The sequence below is a fragment of the Pseudomonas frederiksbergensis genome (genome assembly GCF_003732705.1).
GTDB classification, from domain to species: Bacteria; Pseudomonadota; Gammaproteobacteria; order Pseudomonadales; family Pseudomonadaceae; genus Aquipseudomonas; species Aquipseudomonas frederiksbergensis_F.
This window is the reverse complement of sequence record NZ_MOBR01000040.1, coordinates 334,254-356,843: the sequence shown is the minus strand read 5'-3', so window position 1 is coordinate 356,843 and position 22,590 is coordinate 334,254. Positions and strand designations below refer to the sequence as shown.

At 58.7% G+C, this 22,590-nt stretch carries 21 protein-coding genes; 10 read left to right on the top strand and 11 right to left on the bottom strand.

What is annotated here, in order from left to right:
* Positions 1-19 precede the first annotated feature (19 nt).
* Positions 20-733: a hypothetical protein gene (locus BK667_RS33735; protein WP_259698193.1), complete on the bottom strand. Its 714-nt coding sequence runs from the start codon at positions 731-733 to the stop codon at positions 20-22.
* A gap of 261 nt (positions 734-994) precedes the next feature.
* Here BK667_RS33735 and BK667_RS33730 point away from each other — a divergent pair, with 261 nt between their 5' ends.
* The 5 genes from BK667_RS33730 (at position 995) to BK667_RS33725 (ending at position 3,092) form a co-directional block, all read left to right on the top strand.
* On the top strand, positions 995-1,183 hold the full coding sequence (locus BK667_RS33730; protein ID WP_123512088.1) for a hypothetical protein: 189 nt from the start codon (positions 995-997) through the stop codon (positions 1,181-1,183).
* A 321-nt stretch (positions 1,184-1,504) separates the two neighbouring features.
* Positions 1,505-1,876: a bacteriocin gene (locus tag BK667_RS26865; RefSeq protein ID WP_123403204.1), complete on the top strand. Its 372-nt coding sequence runs from the start codon at positions 1,505-1,507 to the stop codon at positions 1,874-1,876.
* Between the two features lie 168 nt (positions 1,877-2,044).
* Positions 2,045-2,467 (top strand): hypothetical protein, encoded by a 423-nt coding sequence (locus BK667_RS26860; RefSeq protein WP_123512090.1) that lies wholly within the window; start codon positions 2,045-2,047, stop codon positions 2,465-2,467.
* Between the two features lie 129 nt (positions 2,468-2,596).
* Positions 2,597-2,788: a hypothetical protein gene (locus BK667_RS26855; protein WP_123599403.1), complete on the top strand. Its 192-nt coding sequence runs from the start codon at positions 2,597-2,599 to the stop codon at positions 2,786-2,788.
* 85 nt (positions 2,789-2,873) lie between these two features.
* Entirely contained in the window at positions 2,874-3,092 is a 219-nt protein-coding gene (locus BK667_RS33725) for a hypothetical protein (protein WP_123512091.1), read from the top strand.
* Between the two features lie 79 nt (positions 3,093-3,171).
* Here the strand turns inward: BK667_RS33725 and BK667_RS26845 are convergent, their stop codons facing one another.
* Positions 3,172-3,570 (bottom strand): hypothetical protein, encoded by a 399-nt coding sequence (locus tag BK667_RS26845; RefSeq protein WP_123599402.1) that lies wholly within the window; start codon positions 3,568-3,570, stop codon positions 3,172-3,174.
* A gap of 3 nt (positions 3,571-3,573) precedes the next feature.
* Entirely contained in the window at positions 3,574-8,439 is a 4,866-nt protein-coding gene (locus BK667_RS26840; RefSeq protein ID WP_123599401.1) for an RHS repeat-associated core domain-containing protein, read from the bottom strand.
* A 261-nt stretch (positions 8,440-8,700) separates the two neighbouring features.
* Here BK667_RS26840 and BK667_RS26835 point away from each other — a divergent pair, with 261 nt between their 5' ends.
* Positions 8,701-9,396, top strand: a complete 696-nt coding sequence (locus BK667_RS26835) for an HAD-IA family hydrolase (RefSeq protein ID WP_123512098.1) — start codon at positions 8,701-8,703, stop codon at positions 9,394-9,396.
* Positions 9,397-9,519: 123 nt separating this feature from the next.
* Here BK667_RS26835 and BK667_RS26830 read toward each other — a convergent pair whose 3' ends face one another.
* A complete protein-coding gene (locus tag BK667_RS26830; RefSeq protein ID WP_123512100.1) occupies positions 9,520-10,266 on the bottom strand; it encodes a 3-oxoacyl-ACP reductase family protein in 747 nt (248 codons plus the stop codon).
* Positions 10,267-10,391: 125 nt separating this feature from the next.
* Here BK667_RS26830 and BK667_RS26825 point away from each other — a divergent pair, with 125 nt between their 5' ends.
* Positions 10,392-11,315: a LysR family transcriptional regulator gene (locus BK667_RS26825; RefSeq protein WP_123599400.1), complete on the top strand. Its 924-nt coding sequence runs from the start codon at positions 10,392-10,394 to the stop codon at positions 11,313-11,315.
* Positions 11,316-11,416: 101 nt separating this feature from the next.
* On the opposite strand, the gene BK667_RS26820 is transcribed toward BK667_RS26825, so the two are convergent.
* The 3 genes from BK667_RS26820 to BK667_RS26810 form a co-directional block, all read right to left on the bottom strand.
* Positions 11,417-12,145, bottom strand: a complete 729-nt coding sequence (locus tag BK667_RS26820) for an aspartate/glutamate racemase family protein (RefSeq protein ID WP_123599399.1) — start codon at positions 12,143-12,145, stop codon at positions 11,417-11,419.
* Positions 12,146-12,202: 57 nt separating this feature from the next.
* The gene (locus tag BK667_RS26815) at positions 12,203-13,744 is read right to left on the bottom strand and encodes an NCS1 family nucleobase:cation symporter-1 (RefSeq protein WP_123512103.1); all 1,542 of its coding nucleotides are present in this window, start codon (positions 13,742-13,744) and stop codon (positions 12,203-12,205) included.
* 564 nt (positions 13,745-14,308) lie between these two features.
* The gene (locus BK667_RS26810) at positions 14,309-15,049 is read right to left on the bottom strand and encodes a phosphoadenylyl-sulfate reductase (protein WP_123599398.1); all 741 of its coding nucleotides are present in this window, start codon (positions 15,047-15,049) and stop codon (positions 14,309-14,311) included.
* Positions 15,050-15,222: 173 nt separating this feature from the next.
* Between BK667_RS26810 and thrH the strand changes: the two genes are divergently transcribed.
* Entirely contained in the window at positions 15,223-15,840 is a 618-nt protein-coding gene (gene thrH / locus BK667_RS26805) for a bifunctional phosphoserine phosphatase/homoserine phosphotransferase ThrH (protein ID WP_123512105.1), read from the top strand.
* Between the two features lie 139 nt (positions 15,841-15,979).
* Here the strand turns inward: thrH and pabB are convergent, their stop codons facing one another.
* From pabB to rloA, 4 genes are all read right to left on the bottom strand, one after another.
* Entirely contained in the window at positions 15,980-17,317 is a 1,338-nt protein-coding gene (gene pabB, locus BK667_RS26800) for an aminodeoxychorismate synthase component I (protein ID WP_123599397.1), read from the bottom strand.
* A 207-nt stretch (positions 17,318-17,524) separates the two neighbouring features.
* Positions 17,525-18,511, bottom strand: coding sequence for an alpha-L-glutamate ligase-like protein (locus tag BK667_RS26795; protein ID WP_123512109.1), 987 nt, complete (start codon positions 18,509-18,511; stop codon positions 17,525-17,527).
* A complete protein-coding gene (rloB, locus tag BK667_RS26790; protein ID WP_123403233.1) occupies positions 18,511-20,043 on the bottom strand; it encodes an osmotic stress tolerance membrane protein RloB in 1,533 nt (510 codons plus the stop codon). The genes BK667_RS26795 and rloB overlap by 1 nt, the downstream gene beginning before the upstream one ends.
* Before the next feature lie 6 nt (positions 20,044-20,049).
* Positions 20,050-20,586, bottom strand: coding sequence for a retropepsin-like aspartic peptidase RloA (gene rloA / locus BK667_RS26785; protein WP_123403235.1), 537 nt, complete (start codon positions 20,584-20,586; stop codon positions 20,050-20,052).
* Between the two features lie 304 nt (positions 20,587-20,890).
* On the opposite strand from rloA, the gene BK667_RS26780 reads away from it, so the two are divergent.
* Both BK667_RS26780 and prpB read left to right on the top strand, forming a co-directional pair.
* Positions 20,891-21,613 carry a GntR family transcriptional regulator gene (locus tag BK667_RS26780; RefSeq protein WP_123512111.1) on the top strand — a complete coding sequence of 241 codons (723 nt, stop codon included), beginning with the start codon at positions 20,891-20,893 and terminating at the stop codon, positions 21,611-21,613.
* Complete coding sequence (prpB, locus tag BK667_RS26775) at positions 21,610-22,500, top strand: methylisocitrate lyase (protein ID WP_008146328.1); 891 nt, start codon at positions 21,610-21,612, stop codon at positions 22,498-22,500. Before BK667_RS26780 ends, prpB begins: the two co-directional genes overlap by 4 nt.
* The last annotated feature ends 90 nt before the right edge of the window (positions 22,501-22,590 follow it).

Here is a 22,590-nt window from a genome sequence, read left to right as displayed (position 1 = left end):
ACGGGCGTCGTCAGTCTGATCAGACGGTATGCGGGGCGCGTTCGCCCTTGGTGTAGACCTGGTTGAAAAAATAGTTGCTCATGTTCATGTTTCCCGACTTTTGATAGGTAAACAACTGGCCGAGGTCGATGGTTTTTTCGAAGTTGTCTTTGTTCAGAACAAAGCCACCCGTGCCCAGGTATTCCCTGTCCTCCTTCACAAAATCGAACGAACTTTTAGCGTATTCGTTGGCGGCATCTTTCAACGCGCCGGACTGATTCATGAAGTCGGAAAGTCGGGAAAGGTCCTCGGTGCTGATCGAGCCGGAGAGAAACGTAGCCTTGAGTTGGCCTTGCGGATCAACGGTAAAACCGAAGTCTTTTTCCTCAAGTGCCGGGTCGATGTTTTTCAGATCGTCCAGAAACTGCATGTAGGTAGTCTTGAGGTTGTCATGAGCTGCCATCAGACGGTCATGGGCGGCCGGAAAGTCTTTGGTGGGCTCGGTGCGGCCGATATAGGTAATGACAGCGACCAGGGGAGTTCCTGGTTCGGTGGGTTGTGACGGCGACGGATTGCTCGGGTGATAGATGACGCTAGAGTTCGGCGGCATGCCTGCCGGATTTTTCATGTCGATAGCGCCGGAGTCGATCATCTCCTTTATTTTTTCGCCACCTGCTTTACCGGCCGCGATCTGCTCGGGGGTGAGCGTGATAGGCGTGGTGTTGATCAGTGACGGCATTCCCTTGATTTCCATGTTCTCTCCCTGAGTTTTTTACGTAGGAAAAAGGGCAGCGGCCTGTAGCAGGAATACTTGAGGGCGGTGAGACAAGTGGTGTGTTTCTGTTTATTTCGCCGACTGTTTTGTAGGACTCTGGTGTCGGCCATTCGTCGGGCACGGGGTAATCTGAACCTCAAGTCCAGTAATGACCGACTAGTCTCAAAAGCCTTGGTGGTCGATATTTTTCAGGCAAATAGGGCTTGCCGGTATCGACCCTGTTTTGAAAGGGGCGAAAAAATGGCTGATCCGTATATCGAAGACGACGGGGCTGAGTTTCCAATCAACAATTGCGTGCAGTGTGGCCAGACTGAGTATGTGGCTGGCTTTGGCGAGGATCAGGTCAAGACTGGCAAGATCAAATCGACGGCACCTCGAGGGCCGAAGTCAAAATTTCTGCCCAAGGTTGCAGCACCTTCCAGGAAGTAGTTGTCATCAGCGAAGGCCCCGCCATTGAGCGGGGTTTTTCATTTCTGGCTTTCGGGGGCCAGGAAATTTTCTGTAGGACATAGTTGATTTTCTTTCACATACTTTTCACACGGTCCTACGTAGTCTCAGCTCATCCGTTAGAAAGCAGTACTCCAGCCCGTCTCCCCAGCGGGCTTTTTTTTGCCTGTCATAAAACCTTTTCCATAAATGCTGTCCAACCGTCGCCCATAGCGAGGTTGAGCTGGTTTTCGTCTGGACTTTGCCCTCACTAAAGCATTCAATCTCCGCCTTTTCGTTTCCCCCTTTTTTGAGGTTTTCGTCATGCGTTTAACACTGCCTGCTCTGGTCCTGGGGCTTTTGGTTACTCAAGGTGCGATGGCTGCCGGTCAAGGCACTGCCGCGCTCGGTGGTGGTCTGGGTGGCGCGCTGGGTAATGTGCTCGGCCAGAAAATGGGCGGCAGCACCGGCGCAGCGGTGGGTGCTGGCGTAGCGGGCGCAGCAGGCAGTGCGATTGCCGCTCCGAAAGGCAGCCGTACCAAAGCCGCTATCGGTGGCGGTGTCGGCGCGGCTGGCGGTTCGGTGATCGGCAACAGCCTGGGCGGCAAGACCGGTGCAACCATCGGCGCCGGCCTGGGCGGTGCAGCGGGCGGCGCGGTAGGTACCAACCTGTCGAAAGGCCACAAGCGCCACTGATCCTGAGGGTCAGCTCAAGAAGCCCGGTGTCATGCCGGGCTTTTTGGTTTCTGAACGTTTTTTTTCAGTGAGTCTCCAATCTCTTACATCCCTCTCGACTAGCAGAGTACTGTGAGAGCAGGTTGAGACACTTGTGTTCCCCCAATACGGAATTTTGAGGTTCATATCATGCGTTTGACATTGTCCACGTTGGTTCTTGGTCTTTTGGTAGCTCAGGGCGCCATGGCGGCCGGCGATGGCACCGCAGCGGTTGGCGGTGGTCTTGGCGGTGCGCTGGGTAATGTGGTCGGCCAGCAAATGGGCGGCAGCACCGGCGCGGCGATCGGCGCAGGTGTGGGCGGCGCGGCAGGCAGCGCGGTCGGCGCGCCCAAGGGCAGTCGCACAGCAGCGGCGGTTGGTGGTGGCGTCGGGGCGGCGGGCGGCTCAGTGGTCGGCCACAGTTTGGGCGGCTCCACCGGTTCGACCATTGGCGCGGGTTTGGGTGGCGCAGCGGGTGGCGCAGTTGGCAACAATCTGGGCAGTGACAGCGGCGGCTCTCATTCCGGTGGTGGCCACAAACACAAGAATAAACACAGAAACAAACATCGCTGATTCGACATCGAGCGACAGCAGAAACCCGGCCTAGAGCCGGGTTTTTCGTTTCTGTGGGTAGGGCTCTGGAACGATTGGTTGTAGGACGCCTCGAACTTCATACACTCCCTGAAATATGTGAGGCGCGCCATGACGCTTGAAACCGAAGACAAGGACAAAGATAAGGAAGAGGACTCCAGCGGCGTGCCGTATTTGAACGATCCTGGCAATGAAGACCCGGGGTCATTGATGGACAATGCGACAGTACCGCTCAACGATTCCGATAATGCCGGGAATGTGGGCAACACGGAGTATGAAGAGGAAGACGCGGACGAAGATTGACCGATCGTCCCTTGGATCGAACGCTCGCATAGCCCCACTTTCGAAATATCAGGGCCTGCCTTTCAGGCCCTTCGAGAGGTGCTTGATGAACGCTGATCCGAAAGTCACTGACGGTGATGAAACGCCTGAATACCCGCTGCCCTCGCCCACTGATTCCCTGAGTCGAGATCAGCGTCCGCCTGATGATGAGGATGACGCGGGTGTGGAGCAGGTGCCAGATAGTGATGTGAAGCGGGGGGATGTGGAGGCGAGTCCGGATGATCCGGATATAGCGGGGGAGGATGGGTCGGGGGAGCCGAGTTGAGGTGTAGGTGCTTGATTGGTGAAATGCGAAGTTTGAAGCCCAACAGTCAGTTGGGCTTTTAGTTCGAGCTTATTGCTAGCTATTTTTCAGGGATGTCTGATTCGACCCAACGAAGAAAAAATTCTTTCTGTACTTGCGGGTCATTGGTCAGATTATTTTCCTCATAGTCAAAAATGTTCACAATATCGCTTCTTAATGCGTACTTACCAAGTGTGAGTTCATATGCTTTAACTCCCTGCGACATCTGTGAGGACATGGTGGAAGGGTGGACGTTGATTTTTGCCCCTTTACATAGAAAAGTTACATCCGAGTGGTCCATTCTGATTTGGCCTAAACACTCGTAGAAGTCATCACCAAAGTAAACTTTATTGTACCCATTCTCCAATACAAATTTAATCGTCAGCATTTCAGTATCGCAGAGAAGCCTGGCAGTTTGGCGCTTGCCTTCTTTGATAATGAAGATCTCTACGCTGTCCATGTTTTACTTCCTGTTTGGATTCAAAATAGTGTGGCTAGACGGCCGGCCATTAGCTCCTATAGGCGTTACTCCGAGAATGTCTTCTCTTTTAATACCGCCTTGAATTGCTATTTCTCGCTCGCCGCCAAATTTGTATTTTTTCCCAAGCTCCGCATTGAGATCTCGGCCAGGGATCATCCGAATGGTGTACAGAAATCCGCTTCTCATATTGAATTTCGTCGCAAAGTCTATTCCTACTTCCCTTACTGGAGAAGTACTAACAAAGTTGCTTGGAGGTTTGTTGCTGTCAAGCGAATGAAGGAGTAAATCATTGCTATCTCCTTTGGTTTGAAAGCCTTGCTCAAAAATCTCATCTGGATGACGGCCATCGCCACGATACAAATACCGTTCTTCGCTGGGTACAGGAAGCTTTGCCTCCCCCTCATCAACCCCAATCTTCCCCGCCGGATCCTCCTCCCCAACCACCGGCCTCTTGCACCCATCCGCACCAGGACAAGTATTCAATCCCAACGGATCCACCCACCCCGTCGGATTCGGCGTGTACTGATACCCGTTCAACCCCCCAGCCAACTTCACCGGATCCTGCGTCAGATACCTTCCAACATCCGGGTTGTAATACCGATGCCGGTTGTAATGCAGCCCCGTCTCCGCATCGAAGTACTGCCCCTGGAACCGCAACGGCTGATCCAGCACTTGATGGGTGTCGCGATTCAAGCGAGTCAGGCGACCATAGGCGTTGTATTGCGCCGCCCAGACGATTTCGCCGCTGTAGTCGGTCAGTTCCTGTGGCGTGCCGAGGTGGTCGAGTTGGTAGTAGAACGGGCAGGCCTGGCGCGGGCCTTTGCCGTCGAGCATCGCCAACGGGCGGAAGGTGCCGGGTTCGTAGACGTAGCTGCGGTGATGTTCGGGGCTGCTTTCCGCGACAACCTGATCGCCCTGCCAGAAGAATTCGGTGGTTTTGCCATCGACTGTTTTGGCGATACGGCGACCGAAGGCGTCGTAGCGATAATTCGCACAACGTCCATCCGGCAAAGTGACAGCCACTAACCGATGCTGGCAGTCATAGCGATATTCGGTGACGAGTTTTTGCGCGGTGCCACGACGTTCGCGGATCAGGTTGCCGAAGGCGTCGTAGTCATAATGCCGATCACCCTGCATCAGCAGTCGATTACCCAACACCTTCGCTACGCCGGGGCGGTCCTGCATCAGCAAATTGCCTGCCGGATCATGGGCAAAGCTTTCCGGCAGATGGTCCCGGGAGTGGCGGGCGCGGATCAGCCGGTTGAGCGGGTCATACTGATAGTTTCGTTGGCCGTGACGGGTGTCGGCGATGTGGTCGAGGTTGCCGTTGGCGCTGTAGGCATAATCGCGGCGATACAGCGGTTGCCGCTGTTGGCTGACGGAATGGGCTTTCAGGCGACCCTGGTCGTCATATTGGTAATCGCTGAGCAACAGGCCTTGTTGGCGCTGCTGCTCGCGACCGGCGGAGGAAGTGTGCGATGTCAGTCGCGCGCCGTTGAGGTCGATGGCGGTGAGCGCGCCGCCCTTGGCGTGGTGGTAATCGAGTTTGCTGTTGTCGGGCAGGCGCAGGTAGTTGAGCTGGCCGCAGGCATCATAGCCATAACGTAAGGTGCCCCAGCCCTGGTGTTCGGTGATCAGCCGGTCTTGCCGGTCGTACTCGAACTCCAACGGATGATCATGGCTGTCATCAACGCTGACCAGTCGCCCGAGGCTGTCGTAGCGATACTCGACCTTGATGCCATCGGGCAGGGTTTTGACCAACAGCCGGCCAGCCGAATCCCGCTCGTAACCGGTGACCAAGCGCGAGCCGTCATCACCGAATTCGGTTTTCTCCAGCAGGTGCCCGTTGAGGTCGTAGGCGTACGCCGTGCGGCGTCCGTCGAATCCGGTTTCCTGTCGGATTAATCCATTCGGCGTGTAGTCCAGCTGATATTTTTCGCCGGACTCGTTTTCAATTTCGGTCAGAAGCAGCTGCGCGTTGTCGTAGCGATACTTCAGCTGCGTGCCGTCGGCATTGATACGACGGCTGACCCGATGCAGGTCGTCGGCGTATTCATAGCGGGTGACACGGCCCAGCTCATCCTGCTCGGCGGTGATCTTGCCGTAGGCGTTGTAGCTGAAGGTGCGCGTGGCGCCTGTAGGAAGTATCGTCTGGATCAGTCGGCCAACGGCATCCCAGCGGTAATGGGAGACGGCGCCATGTTCGTCCTGCGTGGTAGTCCGTCGACCCAGCGCATCGTAGGAAAACTTTCGCTGCCCGCCGTCCGGCAAAGCCTCTTCGACCAGTTGCCCCAAGCCATTCCAGACAAACCCATGCCGACTCGTGTCCGGATAGCGGATCGACAGCAACTGCCCTTGTGCGTCGTAGTGGTAATGGGTGATTTGCCCGTCGGGATCAGTCGTTTCAGTGACATCGCCCTGGGCATTGCGCTGATATTTCCACAGCGCTTTCCCGCGTCGCCGCGCATGCAGGAAACCGTTGCGGTACTCGTAGGACGTCGGCTCATCTTCCGGTGGAATCAGCGCCACCAGACGTCCGACTTCGTCGTAGCGGTATTCGGTTATCGCACCGAGTGGATCTTGCTCGGCAATCAACCGCCCTTGTTCGTCGTAAGACTTGAGGTGTTCGCCGCCGTCCAACTCAACCTTGCGTACCAGCCGCGCCCGGTCGTCATGGACGTAAACCTCTTCGCTGCCGTCGACGTTTTTAACCACAACGCCGCCCTGGTCATCCCAGGTGTAAGCCGTGTCCATCTGCGAAAAGCTCGCCCGATGGCGGATGCATCGCGCAGCCTTGCCGGACTTTTCCCACTCCCAGAAGAAACTCGCCCCACCGGCCAGTTGCCGCTGGAGGATCACGTGTTGGTCGTCGTAGTCGTACCGTTCGCTTTCGCCCGCGGCATTGGTCGCTTCGATCAGGTGATGACGGGCGTCGTAGCGGTAGGAAACCAGCGTCTGCTCTGTGCGCCAGGCGTCACTCAGATTTTCGGCAGGATGAAACGTCTGATACTCGACAGCGACGAGGTGTCGGCGCTCGTAACACAACAGCAGTGAACGCCCGGCACCGTTATCGAGGCGTTGGAGGCGGTCCTGGTGATCGCGGGTGATGTGTAGCCGGTTGCCGTAGGCATCGCTGACCGCCGTCAGTCGCTCGTTGCGGAAGTGGTAAAACCTGGGTATTTCACCCGCCAGCGCAACAATCAGCTCCTGTGGCTCATCCCCTAAATAAATGGCTGCCCGCGACAGGCTGTTATGAATCGCCGGGCGCTCGACACTCGGTAGCGGAAACGTCGTACGACGGTTTTCATGGTCGATCCAGATGACCTGCCGACCGTCCGGCTCCAGGCGGTGAGCCAAGGAGTGAGTCCAACCCCAGCCCAATCCACAGTCGAGTTCCACCGCGCTGGTGCGATACAACCGGGTGAACTCGAACGGCAGGATTCCGTCCAGCGAACCGTCGGTCAGGGTCAGTAACTCTTCGCCCGTGACCATCGACACCGGACAACCATTGGTGCAGGTCAATGGTGCGCAATCGGCGCTGTCGCCGTTAGGGTTTTTCGCCTGATCCGGCGCATCGTCGTGAGGTTCGTGCCGGACCATTCGCGTTTGCGCGTCGGACTTGTCGCGAGCGATGGCGGCGGGATTTTTTACCATCAGAACCGGTGACTCGCCATTGCGAATCTCCAACGGCACTGTCGGCGTTGGATTCACCGGCGCGCGGCGCGCATTCACTGCCAGCGGTTTGAACGCGTCTGCGTGGGCGGTCAGTCTGGATGCTGTGGTCAACTCGCTCAGGCGCGAGGTGGCTGCCGCCAGCCATTGCCGTGCCCGTGGGGATTTGATGTTGCCCAATACTTTGGCGCTCAAACCCAGCGTCACGCCTAATCCGCCGGTCACCCACATCAGCACAAGCGAGATCAGCAACTCTGTACGAATTTCCGCCACCACTTCGGCGACGAATTGCGGCGGCAGCATCCTCAACCAACTGGTAAACGCGGCGAGGTGAATAAATAGCAGCGGCTCATCACTTAGCAGCAGCAAGCCATTGGCAATGGCGTCAGCCGAGGCATTCAGCAGCGTGTCCAGTTCGGCCTGGGTCAGGTACTCCAGCAACTTTTCACTATTGGCTTGCAGATCCGCGAGCAGGGCGTAGACCTGTTTCACGTCATCCCAAACCCCCTGTAACGAATCGCCGACACCCCGCCAGTCCGCCTCTTGCAACAGGCCATAGCGTTCGCGAAACCCGGCGCTGGCGAACTCCGCCCATAACGGTTCGAACTCGCGGGTCCACTCAGCGCGCAGCCAGCCTTCCAACTCGCCGATCAAGCCTTGATAAGAGGCGTACAGCACCTTGACGTGCCCGGCGGAAACATCGGGAAAGAAGGTGATGCGATAACGCTGGCCCCGTTGGCAGTCGGAAACCTCAAGAATGCCGCTCGGGCCAATGGTCTCGTGGATGGGCTCGCCAAATGTCAGCTCACCGTTGTGATCCGCGATCACCGGTTCGAGCATCACCGGCGTGTTGCCGATCGGCACGAAACGCGCGGCCTCGAACATATGCACCAAGGTCAGCGGACCTTGGGCGGGGCATTGGGCGACGACAGCGCTGACGGGTTTGGCGGATTTCAATGGCACGCTAAGACGAACATCGTTGCCGACCTTGAACACCTGCTCGACATCCAGCGTCCCGCCGGTCCAGAAGTTTTCCGCCCAGCGCTCGTAGTCGTTGAGGCAGAGACGGAACTCACCGAGCAACGTTTCGACGTCCGGTTGCTCAGGGTTCATGGCGGCGACCACCAGCAGGCCGATGGTGTTGTTCAGGGCCAGGAGTCGATCGGGGTCGAACATTCGCAGTCACTCGCGCGCTTCAAATTAGGAACGCGAGACTTTGCGGGGGATCGGCGAGGAAAGAAGTCGGGAAAGGAGGTGTTTGCTGTAGGGATAATCGCTAAATCATGGGCAGCACAGGGATACAGGTTTTTTCACCCATCGGGCATTGCCCGTTGCCCTATGCCGGCGCCGCTCGTTATGCTGCTGAACCCTTTAATCGATCCGAGTACTGGCCGTACCTGAGCCGCCTGGGATGTCATGAAAAACGGATCAGATACGATGAATGCACCACTGAAAGCATTCGGCCCGATCAAGGCCGTGATTTTCGACATGGATGGCTTGCTGCTGGACACCGAGGGCATTTACACCGAGGTCACGTCGATGATTGTCGAGCGTTATGGCCGCACCTTCGACTGGAGCATCAAACAGAACATCATCGGCCGTGGCGCGGGCGATCTGGCGCGTTATGTGGTCGAGGCGCTGGAATTGCCGATCACCGCTGAAGAATTCCTGGTGATCCGTGAGCCATTGATGCGTGAGCGTTTCCCCAAGGCACTGGCAATGCCGGGCGCCGAGGAGCTGGTTCGGCATTTGAAGGCCAACAATATTCCGATAGCGGTGGGCACCAGTTCTTCCCGCCAGTCGTTCGGCCAGAAAACCACGTTGCACCGCGACTGGTTTGCGCTGTTTGACTTCATTGTCACCGCTGATGATCCGGAAGTCGGCGCGGCCAAACCGGCGCCGGATATCTTCCTGACCGCCGCGCGGCGCTTGGGTGTCGCCCCGGAGGATTGCCTGGTGTTCGAGGATTCGCCGTTTGGCGTCACGGCGGCGAAAGCGGCGGGGATGACCGCGATTGCGATCCCGGATGCGGCCATGGCGGACGAAAAATACGCACACGCTGACGGGATTCTTCGTACGTTAAAGGCATTCACGCCGAGTGCCTGCGGTCTGCCAGCACTTGAATGGGCCTGATGCAATAAATGTGGGAGCGAGCTTGCTCGCGAAAGCGGACTAGCAGTCAACATTATCGTTGAGTGTTAAACCGTCTTCGCGAGCAGGCTCGCTCCCACATTTGATTGGCGTCGATGGCCTGTATCAGGCGCCGAAACCACCATCGATGGTCAGGCTCGCACCGGTGATGTAACCCGCTTCCGGGCCAACCAGGTAAGCGACGAAACTGGCGATCTCTTCCGCTTTGCCGTAACGACCTACCGCCATCAACGGGATCAGGCTCTCGGCAAAGTCACCGCTGGCCGGGTTCATGTCGGTATCCACCGGGCCTGGTTGCACGTTGTTGATGGTGATGCCGCGCGGCCCGAGGTCGCGGGACAGGCCTTTGGTCAGGCCGACCAGCGCCGCTTTGCTCATGGCGTACGGGCCGCCACCGGCGAAGGGCATGCGGTCGGCGTTGGTGCTGCCGATGTTGATGATGCGACCGCCTTCGGTCATGTGTTTGGCTGCGGCCTGAGTGGCGATGAATACGCTGCGCACGTTGATGGCCAGGGTCTGATCGAAGTCTTCGAGTTTGAAATCTTCCAGCGGTGCGACGGCCAGCACACCGGCGTTGTTGACCAGGATGTCCAGGCGACCGAAGGCTTTGACGGTAGCGGTTACGGCGTTGCGAATGGCGTCGGCGTCGGCGCTGTCGGCCTTGATGGCGAGGGCTTTGCCGCCATTGCCGGTGATGCTGTTTTGCAGTTCTTCAGCCTTGGCGGTGGAGCTGACGTAGGTGAAGGCAACCGCGGCGCCTTCAGCGGCCAGGCGTTTGACGATGGCTGCGCCGATACCGCGGGATCCGCCTTGAATCAAAGCCACTTTGCCGCTGAGGTTCTGAGTAGTCATAACGATCTCCAAAGTCCCGAGGCGAGATGTCTCGGTTGATGGAGCCTAGTATCGATTCCTGATTACCAGCTGTGTAGAGGGTAATTGCGATAGTCTGTGTAAACCAAAAGTTTATAGTGGCGATCATGGAAACCTTCAGCAGTATCGAATGCTTCGTGCGTAGCGCCGAGGTCGGCAGCTTCGCCGAAGCCGCCCGGCGCCTGAGTTTGACCCCGGCGGCAGTGGGCAAAAGCGTCGCGAAACTTGAAGCGAGACTGGGTGTGCGGCTGTTCCAGCGCAGTACTCGGAGCCTGACGCTGACGGAGGCCGGTCAACTGTTCCTGAGCGAAGTCAGCGCCAGCCTGCACACCATTCAGAACGCCGTGGCGAACCTTGCGAGTGCCGAAGGACGTCCGGCGGGCACACTGAAAGTCAGCATGGGCACGGTGTTCGGACGTTTGTATGTGGTGCCGTTGCTGGGGGAATTTCTGCGGCGCTTTCCGGCGATCAACCCGGACTGGCATTTCGATAATCGGCAGGTCGATTTGATCGCCCAGGGTTTTGATGCGGCGATTGGCGGCGGATTCGAACTGCCCCAAGGCGTGGTGGCGCGCAAATTGACCCCGGCCCATCGGGTGCTGGTGGCATCGACCGAGTATCTGGCCGGGCGGGAGGCGATCGTCGAACCGGATGACCTCAAGCTGTGTGACGGGATTCTGATCCGGTCTCCGCAAACCGGTCGCGTGCGCTCCTGGCAACTGACCAGCCGCACCCAGCAACACAGCCCGTTGGTGCTCAAGGCGCGGATGACCATGAGTGATTCGGAGGCAGCCTGCGCCAGTGCCACCCAGGGTTTGGGCATCGCACTGGTGAGCATGCCGTTTGCCGTGGGTTATCTGGAGGCCGGGACGTTGCAGCGGGTGTTGCCGGACTGGTATGTCGATGATGGCAATATTTCGATCTATTACGCGGAACACAAATTGTTGCCGGGCAAGACTCGGGCGTTTGTGGACTTCATTATTGAGCAGTTTGCGGAGCGGGGGTTGGCACAGCGGTTTAGTGCTTTATAAGAGGACCGAGTTGAGGCCATCGCGGGCAAGCCTTGCTCCTACAGGGTTTGGCGCAGGTCCTGTAGGAGCAAAGCTTGCTCGCGATCGAACGATAACGCGGTCTACCTGCCAAACCGCCCCGGCCAGCCAATAATCGTTTTCGGCCGCGGCGTCGCATAGGTCCGCACCTTGGACGTCGACAACCCCAACCGCACCAACGATTCGGCAATGGTCACCGCCGCCGTCACGCCATCCACCACCGGCACGCCGGTGCGCTGACGAATCTGCTCATCCAGCCCGGCCATGCCGCCGCAGCCCAGGCAAATCACCTCGGCCTTGTCCTCCAGCACCGCCAATTCCGCCTGGCGAACAATCGCCTCTAGCGCCCGTTGCGGGTCGGATTCCAACTCCAGCACCGCCAAGCCACTGGCCCGCACGGATGCGCAACGGTCCCACAAACCCGACAGCTTGAGGCGATCCTCGATCAGCGGCACGGTGCGGTCCAGCGTCGTGACCACCGAATAGGCATGACCGAGAAACATCGCCGTGCTGGCGCCGGCATCGGTGATGTCCACCACCGGCACGCTGAGCAATTCCTGCAAGCCTTCGCGGCCGTGTTCCCCGTAGCCGGCCTGGATCACTGCGTCGAACGGCTGGTCGTAGGACATGACCCGGTCCATCACGGCGATGGCCGCCAGGTAGCTTTCGAAATTGCCTTCGATGGAATCGGCACCGAAATGCGGCGTCAGACCGACGATTTCAGTGCCGGGCGCGGCCACGGACTGGGCCTGGCGGGCGATGGCCTGGGTGATGGATTCGGTGGTGTTGACGTTGACCACGAGAATTCGCATGGGAAGTCCTTATAACGGGGTGGTTCTGCGGCCCGACGTTGCCGGGCCGCCAGGGGATTAATGGCTGACGTTATCGACGGCGATGCTTTCGCCGCTGACATCGGCGTAGTGCGGCTGGCGCTTGGCGATGATCAGGTAGAGCATCCCTGCAATCCCGGCGCCAATCAGCCAGGAGAACGGCGATACGCTGTGGAAACCCGGCATCAGCGCCAGGACGATGGCGATCAACGCTGCAGGAATAAACGCCGCCACGGCGCGGAGATTGACGCCACGGCTGTAGTAATAAGCGCCGTTGGGGTCTTCGCTGTACAACTGCGGCACGTTGACCTGACCTTTTCGTACAAGCCAGTAGTCGACCATGATCACCCCGTACAACGGGCCGAGCAGGGCGCCGAGGCCGGACAGGAAATACACGATCACCAATGGGCTGTTGTAGAGGTTCCACGGCAGGATCAGCACGGCGATGGTTGCGCTGATCAACCCGGCGCGGCGGAAGGTCAGGTATTTGGGCGCCAGGTTGCTGAGTACGAAGGCCGGGGCGACGAAGTTGGCCATGATGTTCACCGCCACGGTGACGATCAGGAACGCCAGGCAACCGAGGACCAGGAAGAAGGTGTTGGGGATCGAGGCGATGATTTCCGTCGGGCTTTCGATGATCCGGCCGTTGATCTGAAATTGCGCACCGCAGAGCAGGACGGTGATGCTGGCGAACACCAGAATATTTACCGGCAGGCCCCAGAAATTTCCGACCTTAATGGTCTTGCGGCACGGCGAGGAGCGGGCGAAGTCGCAGAAGTTGAGGATCAGCGTGCCGTAGATCGACAGCCACAACGCGCCACCGGCAAAGATGTTGCGCCACATCTCGCCACCGGTCAGCGGCTCGCGGATCGACCAGGCGATGGTCGCATCGGCCTGGAAGTACATCCACCCGGCGAGTGAGGCGACGGTCAGCAGGATCACCGGCCCGGCAAATGCCTCGTAGCGCCGCACCATCTCCATGCCGTAGGCCAGAATCGCCAGTTGCACGAACCAGATCGCCACGAAACAGATCCAGCCCAAGGTCGACAGGCCAAGGATCGAGTTGTGGTCGTAATCGGCGAAACCGGGATGCACCGCCGTCAGCAGGACACGAAACACCACCGAGGCCAGGTACGTCTGAATCCCGAACCAGGCGATGGCGATAACGGCGCGGATCAATGCAGGAATTTGCGCCCCGTGGATGCCGAAACTGATCCGGCTGATCACCGGAAATGGCACTCCGGTTTTCTGGCCCATGTAGCCGGACAGGTTCATAAAGCAATACACCAGCGCCGCGCCGATCCCCAGGGACAGCAGAATCTGCCAGCCGCCCAGCCCCAGGGCATACAAGCCGATGGCGAAGGAGTAGTTGGCGATGTTGTGAACGTCGTTGGTCCACAGGGCGAAGATGCTGTAGCGCCCCCAGCGCCGGCCTTCAGCTTTGGTCGGCGCCAGGTCTTTGTTGTGCAGGCGCGGACTGAGGACCACCGGGGCTTGATGCGATTGGTCGTGATCGTTGAAGGCAGGTTGAGAGGAGGGCAGATCCAGCGCGATGTTGTTATTGGATAGGCTAGTACGCATTCCGGCAGGCTCCTGAGGCTTGGCTTCGCGATGACTGTGCATGAGCGTGGGCTCGACAAATCTTCGTCGCGGGCAGTAAGCATCATTGGTTACGGGGCATCTGCAGCCTGTACGGGATAGGGCGCTTCAGGCTTGCGGATCGAAAGTGTGTGTATGTTTTGGTTTTAATTGTATACAAAACATGTATGCACTTAAGCCAGATCTATGCCAGTTCCGAATCTATGAATCGGCGCGCTAATTTCGTTTTGTTATTGGTTTAAGTTAAGTAATTGAAAAGGAGGAAATATAAATTGACCGATTGAACGGGTATTTATTTTTCAGCGGTAATAGTGGGAAACGGCGACTGAGGAAGTCAGGGGATGAGGGTGTAACTTTTTGGGGCGCTGAAATGAAAAGTGCACACATAAACGGCACCTATGGTGACATTCGTGTGTACACATTTACGAAGACATCCACGTACCCTGTAGGAGCAAAGCTTGCTCGCGATGGCGGTGTAATGGCCGACATTGATGTGGAATGTCAGTCCGTCATCGCGAGCAAGCTTTGCTCCTACAGAGGTGTGGTTTATTCCTTGGATTTGCTGATGATGTTCCCCGCATGCAACCCGCATTCCTTCTGCGTCGCTTCTTCCCACCACCAGCGGCCTTCGCGCTCGTGCTGGTTCGGCAGCACCGGACGGGTGCAGGGTTCGCAACCGATGCTGATAAAGCCGCGCTCATGCAGGCTGTTGTACGGCAACTCCAGCATGCGGATATAGCCCCAGATCACTTCACTGGTCATCTGCGCCAGCGGGTTGAACTTGTACAGGGTGCGCTCGGGTGTGGAGAACGCGGTGTCGATTTCCAGCACCGCGACGGCGCTGCGGGTGCCTGGGCTCTGGTCCCGGCGCTGGCCGGTGGCCCAAGCGGTGACGCTGGACAGTTTGCGGCGCAGCGGCTCGATCTTGCGGATGCCGCAGCATTCGCCATGGCCGTCCTTGTAGAAGCTGAACAGACCTTTTTCCTTCACGAACGGTTCAAGTTTCGTGTAGTCCGGCGACACCAGTTCAATGTCGATCTTGTAGTGCTCGCGCACCTGATCGATGAAGCGGTAGGTCTCGGGGTGCAAGCGGCCGGTGTCGAGGCTGAACACTTTCACGTTCTTGTTCAGCTTCCAGGCCATGTCCACCAGCACCACATCCTCGGCACCGCTGAAAGATATCCACAGGTCATCGCCAAACTCGGCGAACGCGAGTTTCAGGATGTCCTGGGCGGATTTGTTGGCATAGGTCGTGGCGAGTTCCACGACATCGAACGATGGGCTCATCAGGGCGGCTTCCTACAGGTCGGTGGCGCTGGGCGCTCTATATGGTGCCGATGGTAACAAAATCCCACAGCCGCTGGCGCGCCCTCTGCGTTGCGCAGGCCCGCCCGAGTCGCTAGAGTTCGGCAGTCCTTTTGCTCGCTCGACTCAATAATCAATACAAATGGGAGTGTCTTGTGGAAATTGCCTGTCTGGATCTTGAAGGTGTGTTGGTCCCGGAAATCTGGATCGCCTTCGCCGAAAAAACCGGGATCGAATCCCTCCGGGCCACCACCCGGGACATTCCCGACTATGACGTGCTGATGAAGCAACGCCTGCGGATCCTCGACGAGCATGGCTTGAAGCTCTCGGATATTCAGGAAGTGATTGCCACGCTGCAACCGCTGGACGGCGCCATCGAGTTCGTCAACTGGCTGCGCGAGCGCTTCCAGGTGGTGATTCTGTCGGACACGTTCTACGAGTTTTCCCAGCCGCTGATGCGTCAATTGGGCTTCCCGACTTTGCTCTGCCATCGCCTGATTACCGACGATGCCGGCCGAGTAACGAGCTATCAGTTGCGTCAGAAAGATCCGAAACGTCAGTCGGTCCTGGCTTTCAAGAGCCTTTACTACCGGGTGATCGCGGCAGGGGATTCCTACAACGACACGACGATGCTGGGCGAAGCGGATGCCGGGATTCTGTTCCATGCGCCGGACAATGTGATTCGCGAGTTTCCGCAGTTCCCGGCGGTGCACAGTTTTGCGGATTTGAAGCAGGAATTTATCAAAGCGTCCAACCGCGCCCTGACCTTGTAAACCCTGTTGCTGTCGCTGATCGTTCCCACGCTAGTGATCGTTCCCACGCTCTGCGTGGGAATGCAGCCCGGGACGCTCTGCGTCCCAAAGCGGACGCGGAGCGTCCATTGAGGCATTCCCGCGCGGAGCGTGGGAACGATCAAAGGTTCTGCAGGGTATCGAGCAACACCTTCACTTTGGTAATCGACTCCTGATACTCGGCCTGCCACTCCGAGTCCGCGACAATCCCGCCGCCACCCCAGCAACACACCTGCCCATCCTTGACCAGCAAACTGCGTATGGCGATGGAGCTGTCCATTTCGCCGCGTACATCCAGGTACACCAACGATCCGCAGTACAACCCACGACGGGTCGGTTCCAGTTCATCAATGATCTGCATCGCGCGAATTTTCGGCGCGCCGGTGATCGAGCCGCCGGGGAAACTGCCGGCGATCAAGTCCAAGGCGTCCTTGTCGTCCGCCAGTTCGCCGGTGACGCTGCTCACCAGGTGATGCACGTTCGGATAGCTTTCCAGGCTGAACAACTCCGGTACCCGCACCGAGCCGATACGGCAGGTGCGGCCGAGGTCGTTGCGCAGCAGGTCGACGATCATCAGGTTTTCTGCGCGGTCCTTGGGGCTGGCCAGGAGTTCGGCGGCGTTGGCGGCGTCTTCGACTTCGGTCACTCCGCGAGGGCGGGTGCCTTTGATCGGGCGGGTTTCCACCTGGCGCTGGCTGACTTTGACGAAGCGCTCCGGCGACAGGCTCAGGACTGCGCCGCCGTCAGGCAGGCTCTGGAACCCGGAAAACGGCGTCGGGCAGGCTGCCCGCAACGCGCAATAGGCGGCCCATGGGTCACCCTGGCATTGCGCACGAAAGCGCTGGGCGAAGTTGACCTGATAGCAGTCGCCAGCCTGGATGTACTGCTGGATTCGCTCAAGGGCCTGGCGATATTGCTCGGCGCTCAGGTCGGCATGCATCGGGCTGCTCAATTTGAACGGCTCGACCGGGTCCGCCTCAGGCTGAGTGAACAACGCGATCAGGCGTTGGCGTTCGCTGTCAGGCATTGACGGGTGGAACACCAACTGACTTGTAATCCGCAGGTGGTCAGTGACCAGCGCCCAGCCGTATAAACCAAATCGCGCATCCGGCAAGTGCAGGTCGTCCAGCGCCTGGCTCGGCAGGTTTTCCAGATGACGGCCGAAGTCGTAGCTCAGGTATCCGATCAGGCCGCCGGCGAAAGGTAGCTCATCAGGGACGGACGCTTCGCCAAGCTGTGTCAGATTGTCCCGAAGGCGTTGCAGGAAATCGCCGCCGGTTTCGTCGGGCGATACCGCCAGTTGTTCCAGCGGCCAGGCACTGAGCAGGTCAAAACGACCGCGATCGGCCGAGGGCCGGCCACTGTCGAGCAGTACGGCGCCGGGGGCATGACGAATCGCCGCGAAGTAGTCGGCGGGGTTGGTGCGATAGGGGAGCGGGTGTACGGAACAGGTCAACATGGGCGGGGCGGATCAGCCATCGAGGCGGGGTGGCGATTGTAGTCCTCTGTAGGATTTGCTCCTAGAGGGGATGTCGGGGATTGGTAGGTGGGTGGCCGATCGTTCCCACGCTCTGCGTGGGAATGCATCCCGTGACGCTCCGCGTCACAGGCGGACGCAGAGCGTCCGTGGCGGCGTTACCACGCAGAGCGTGGGAACGATCATCGGCTACCCCTCAACCGGCGGAATATGCCCAAACATCTCCTGCACAAACTCCACCCGTTCCTGCACGGTTTCGATAATCCCGCGGGCCTTCAACTCTTCCAGCCGCGCCTCGACCGCATGGGTACGCAACGTTAGCCCGCAATCATTGGCAATCTGGATATTCAAGCCCGGTCGGGCGTTCAGCTCAAGAATCAGCGGGCCTTTTTCCTGATCGAGCACCATGTCCACGCCGATGTAACCCAGCCCGCACAGCTCATAACAACCGGCGGCCAGTTTCATGAAGCCGTCCCAATAAGGCAGTTGCACGCCATCCACCGCGTTGGTGGTGTCCGGGTGTTTGGTGATGATGTTGTTCAACCAGGTGCCGCGCAGGGTCAGGCCAGTGGCTAAGTCCACGCCAACACCGATGGCGCCCTGGTGCAGGTTGGCCTTGCCGCCGGACTGGCGGGTCGGCAAGCGCAGCATGGCCATGACCGGATAACCCATCAGCACGATGATGCGGATGTCCGGCACGCCTTCGTAACTGATGCTCTTGAAGATCTGGTCCGGGGTCACACGGTATTCGATCAGCGCCCGGTCACGATGGCCGCCGAGGGAATACAGGCCGGTGAGGATGCTGGAGACATGGTGCTCGATTTCCTCATGGCTGATGATCTTGCCGGACACCGTGCGATAGCGACCCTCGAAACGGTCGGCCACCACAATAATGCCGTCGCCGCCCGCGCCCTGGGCCGGTTTGATCACGAAGTCGTTGCGCCCGCCGATGATCTTGTCGAGGTTGTCGATTTCTTTCTCGGTAGAAATGATCCCGTACAACTCCGGCACATTAATGCCGGCGGCGATCGCGCGTTCCTTGGTGATGATCTTGTCATCGACAATCGGGTACAGGCTGCGCTTGTTGTACTTGAGCACGTAGTCCGCGTTGCGCCGATTGATCCCCATGATGCCCCGGGCTTCCAGGGCCTTCCAGGTCTTCCAGAAACCGAACATTACGAGTCAGCCTTGAGGAACGCTTTGAAACGGATCAGCTCGGTCAGGCGGTAGCCGCGATAGCGACCCATGGCCAGCATGAAACCCACCAGGATCAACAGGATCGCCGGGAAGGTGAACACGAAATAGACCAGTTCCGGCACGCTCATGATCAGGTGCGCCAGGGACGCGGCGAACAGCGTACCAATCGCCACTTTCAGGGCATGCCCGGCACCGCGTTCTTCCCAGGTGATCGATAGCCGTTCGATGGTCATGGTCAGAATCACCATCGGGAACAGCGCCACCGACAACCCGCGCTCCAGGCCGAGTTTATGGCTGAACAGGCTGATCGCCGCGATCAGCACCACGACAAAGGTCAGCACCACCGACAGCCTCGGCAGCATTTGCAGCTTCAAGTGCTCAAGGTAGGAGCGCAGCGACAGCCCCAGCGCCGTAATAATCGTAAACAGCACGATCCCGAAGCCCAACTGCGTCTCACGGAAGGCCAGGGCGATCAGCACCGGCGTAAAGGTGCCGAGGGTCTGCAGGCCGATCAGGTTGCGCAGGATCAGGATCACCAGCACGCCAATCGGGATCATCACCATGATCATGAAGGTTTGCTGGGTTTGCAGCGGCAGGCCGTACAGCGAGTATTCGAGGAAGTTGGCGTCGGTGTTTTCGTCGGTCAGCTTGGCCAGGCGAATGGCGTTCATTTCGCTGTTGTTCAGGCTGAAGGTGACGTTGGCTTTTTTGCCGCCATCGACGGTGATCAGGTTTTCATCACCGGTCCACCACAACAGGCGATCGGTCGGCATGCCTTGTTCGCCGGTTTCCGGGTTGAAATACAGCCAGTCGGTGCCGTTGAAACTACGCAGCCACAGTTCAGGGATTTGCGGTTGGTCGGCCACCAGACGGATGGTGTGGACCTTCTCGACCGGCACGTGGGCAATGGACAGTACCAACTCGACGATCCGGGCTTTGTTCGAGGTAGACGGATCGCCGCCGAGCAACAGCTTCACGTTGTCGTCGTTGAGATTGTTAACGCGCTTGATCGCTTCGCCGACGAAAGTTTCGACGTCGGCCGAATGTTGGCGGATCGGCGCGAGCAGGGCTTCGGCGGCGACTTTTTCCGCGCCTTCGACGGCGATGCTGTCGCGGAAGGTCGGGCCTTTGATCTTGGATTTTTCGCCGGAGTAGCGTTTGGTCAGTACCAGACGGTAATAAAGGGTCTGGTTGCCCTTGGCGCGACGGGCCGACCAGGTGACCTTGCGGTTGCCATCGATCCGGTTCACCGCCACGCCGTAGTTATTGGAGATGAAGCTTTCGTTCAGGCTCACAAAGTCGCGGCTCAGGGGCGGCACGAACATCTGGATCTTGACCGGGTCCTTGGCACTGGCGACGAACTCGACCTTGGCGTCGATGTTCCACAAGTCGTCCGTGGCGTCTTCGGTGACGGGGATGCCGAGCACGAAGATCTGGTAGGCCGTAACTGAAATGCCCAGCACCACCAGAATGGCGATCAGGATTTTCAGGTGGAGGTTAAGAGAGCGCATTCGGAATTACTCTGCGGTATGAGCGTCGGTGGCGCAGGCGGGTTTGCCAGCAGCGTATTTAAGACTGGGGTCGACCAGCGCATCGAAGCGTTTGAGCGCTTCGGAGCCGATCAGGAGCGGGTATTGGAAGGCGCTGCGGTCGGTCAGGTTCACTTCGATGCTGCGCAACGCCGTACCCATGCAGATATCCAGCTCGATCACCGGACGGGCCGTGTATTTCTTGCCTTCTTCCGGGTCGTAGTCGCCGGCCCGGCGCTTGATTTTGCTGACACGGGCCAACGGCCGTTCGATCGGGTGCGAATGCGCGGCATCGATGGCCAGATAGAAGCGCACCCAGGATTCGCCATTGCGTTTGAAACGTTTGATGTCACGGGCACTCAAGGACGCGGTTTTCGCCCCGGTGTCGAGTTTGGCGGCGACTTCCAGGTCAATACCGTTCAGCGACGCGTATTCGTTGAGGCCGTACACAGTCTTTTCCCCCGCGGCGGCGACACCGGGCAGGAACAGAAAATAAAGGAAGGTGGGAAAGGGCTTGAGTCTCATAAATCCTGGGTGCGCAGCGGTCCGTACTTCGATTCAAGGCCCTGGCATCGCTGCGCAAGCTCCCTCGTATGCCTATCAGCTATTTATGACAAGCCGTGCAGATGCAAATGACAAACAAATGCGGGCGGCATTCTAGCACGGTGGTTTTATGGCGCCACCGCTGGCAGGAGGCTATAAACAAGGGGGCTGCGTCGTTATGGTGCAGACGGTTATTAGACGATTGTCGACAATACCTATTTATCCTTTGACTATACGGCCTGTATTCGCTAGTTTTTGCCGCATTGGCTTACAAGGTGTCGACAATATGCTGGATCAACTCGATCCCCCCGTCGTTACGCAGGATGATTCGGAAACACTTTCCGAGAACGTCTTCCGGCGCATCCAGGCGGCCATCGTCAAGGGCGAGATCGCTCCGGGCAGCAAGATCTCCGAGCCGGAGTTGGCGCGCACCTATGGCATCAGCCGCGGGCCGTTGCGCGAAGCGATCCACCGCCTCGAAGGCCAGCGCCTGTTGGTGCGCATACCGCACGTCGGTGCGCGGGTCGTTTCCCTGAGCCATGCCGAGTTGCTGGAACTCTACGAAATCCGCGAGTCCCTGGAAGGCATGGCCTGTCGCCTGGCCGCCGAACGCATGACCCTCGAAGAAATCGACGAACTGCGCCGGGTGCTCGAAACCCATGAGCGCGATGCGGCGTTTCAGGCCGGCGTCGGCTACTACCAGCAAGAAGGCGATTTCGACTTTCATTACCGGATCATCCAGGGCAGCGGCAATCGCACCCTGACCCAGATGCTCTGCGGCGAGCTCTATCAACTGGTGCGCATGTACCGCATCCAGTTTTCCACCACGCCCAATCGCCCGCGCCAGGCCTTTGCCGAGCACCACCGGATTCTCGACGCCATCGCCGACCGTGACGGTGAGCTGGCCGAGTTGTTGATGCGCCGCCACATCGGCGCCTCCAAACGCAATATCGCCCGTCACTACCAGGACGGCGCCAATAAGACAGCCACTGAACGAGGTGAGTCATGAGTTCCAACAAGAGCACTCCAGGCCAGCGTTTCCGCGATGCGGTCGCCAGCGAGCATCCTTTGCAGGTGGTCGGCGCGATCAACGCCAACCACGCGCTGCTGGCCAAGCGCGCCGGTTTCAAGGCGATTTACCTGTCGGGTGGCGGGGTGGCTGCTGGCTCCCTCGGCGTGCCGGACCTGGGGATTACCGGCCTGGACGATGTGCTGACCGACGTGCGCCGCATCACTGATGTCTGCGACCTGCCGCTGCTGGTGGACGTGGACACCGGTTTCGGTTCCTCGGCGTTCAACGTGGCCCGTACCGTCAAGTCGATGATCAAGTTCGGCGCGGCGGCGATTCACATCGAAGACCAGGTCGGCGCCAAGCGCTGTGGTCACCGCCCTAATAAAGAGATCGTTTCGCTGCAGGAAATGGTCGATCGCATTAAAGCCGCCGTCGATGCCCGCACCGATGACAGCTTTGTGATCATGGCCCGTACCGATGCGTTGGCCGTTGAAGGTCTGGAATCTGCCCTGGATCGCGCTGCCGCGTGCATCGAGGCCGGCGCCGACATGATCTTCCCGGAAGCCATCACCGAACTGGACATGTACAAACTGTTCGCCAGCCGCGTGAAAGCGCCGATCCTGGCCAACATCACCGAATTCGGCGCGACGCCGCTGTACACCACCGAGCAACTCGCCGCTGCCGACGTGTCGCTGGTGCTATACCCATTGTCGGCGTTCCGCGCGATGAACAAGGCTGCGGAAAACGTCTACACCGCGATCCGCCGCGACGGTACGCAACAGAACGTGATCGACACCATGCAAACCCGCATGGAGCTTTACGATCGCATCGACTACCACACCTTCGAGCAGAAGCTCGATGCGTTGTTTGCCGCCAAAAAGTAACGATTACCCCCGTAGGAGCAAAGCTTGCTCGCGAAAACTGACTGACATTCAACATTGATGTCGTCTGACACACCGCTTTCGCGAGCAAGC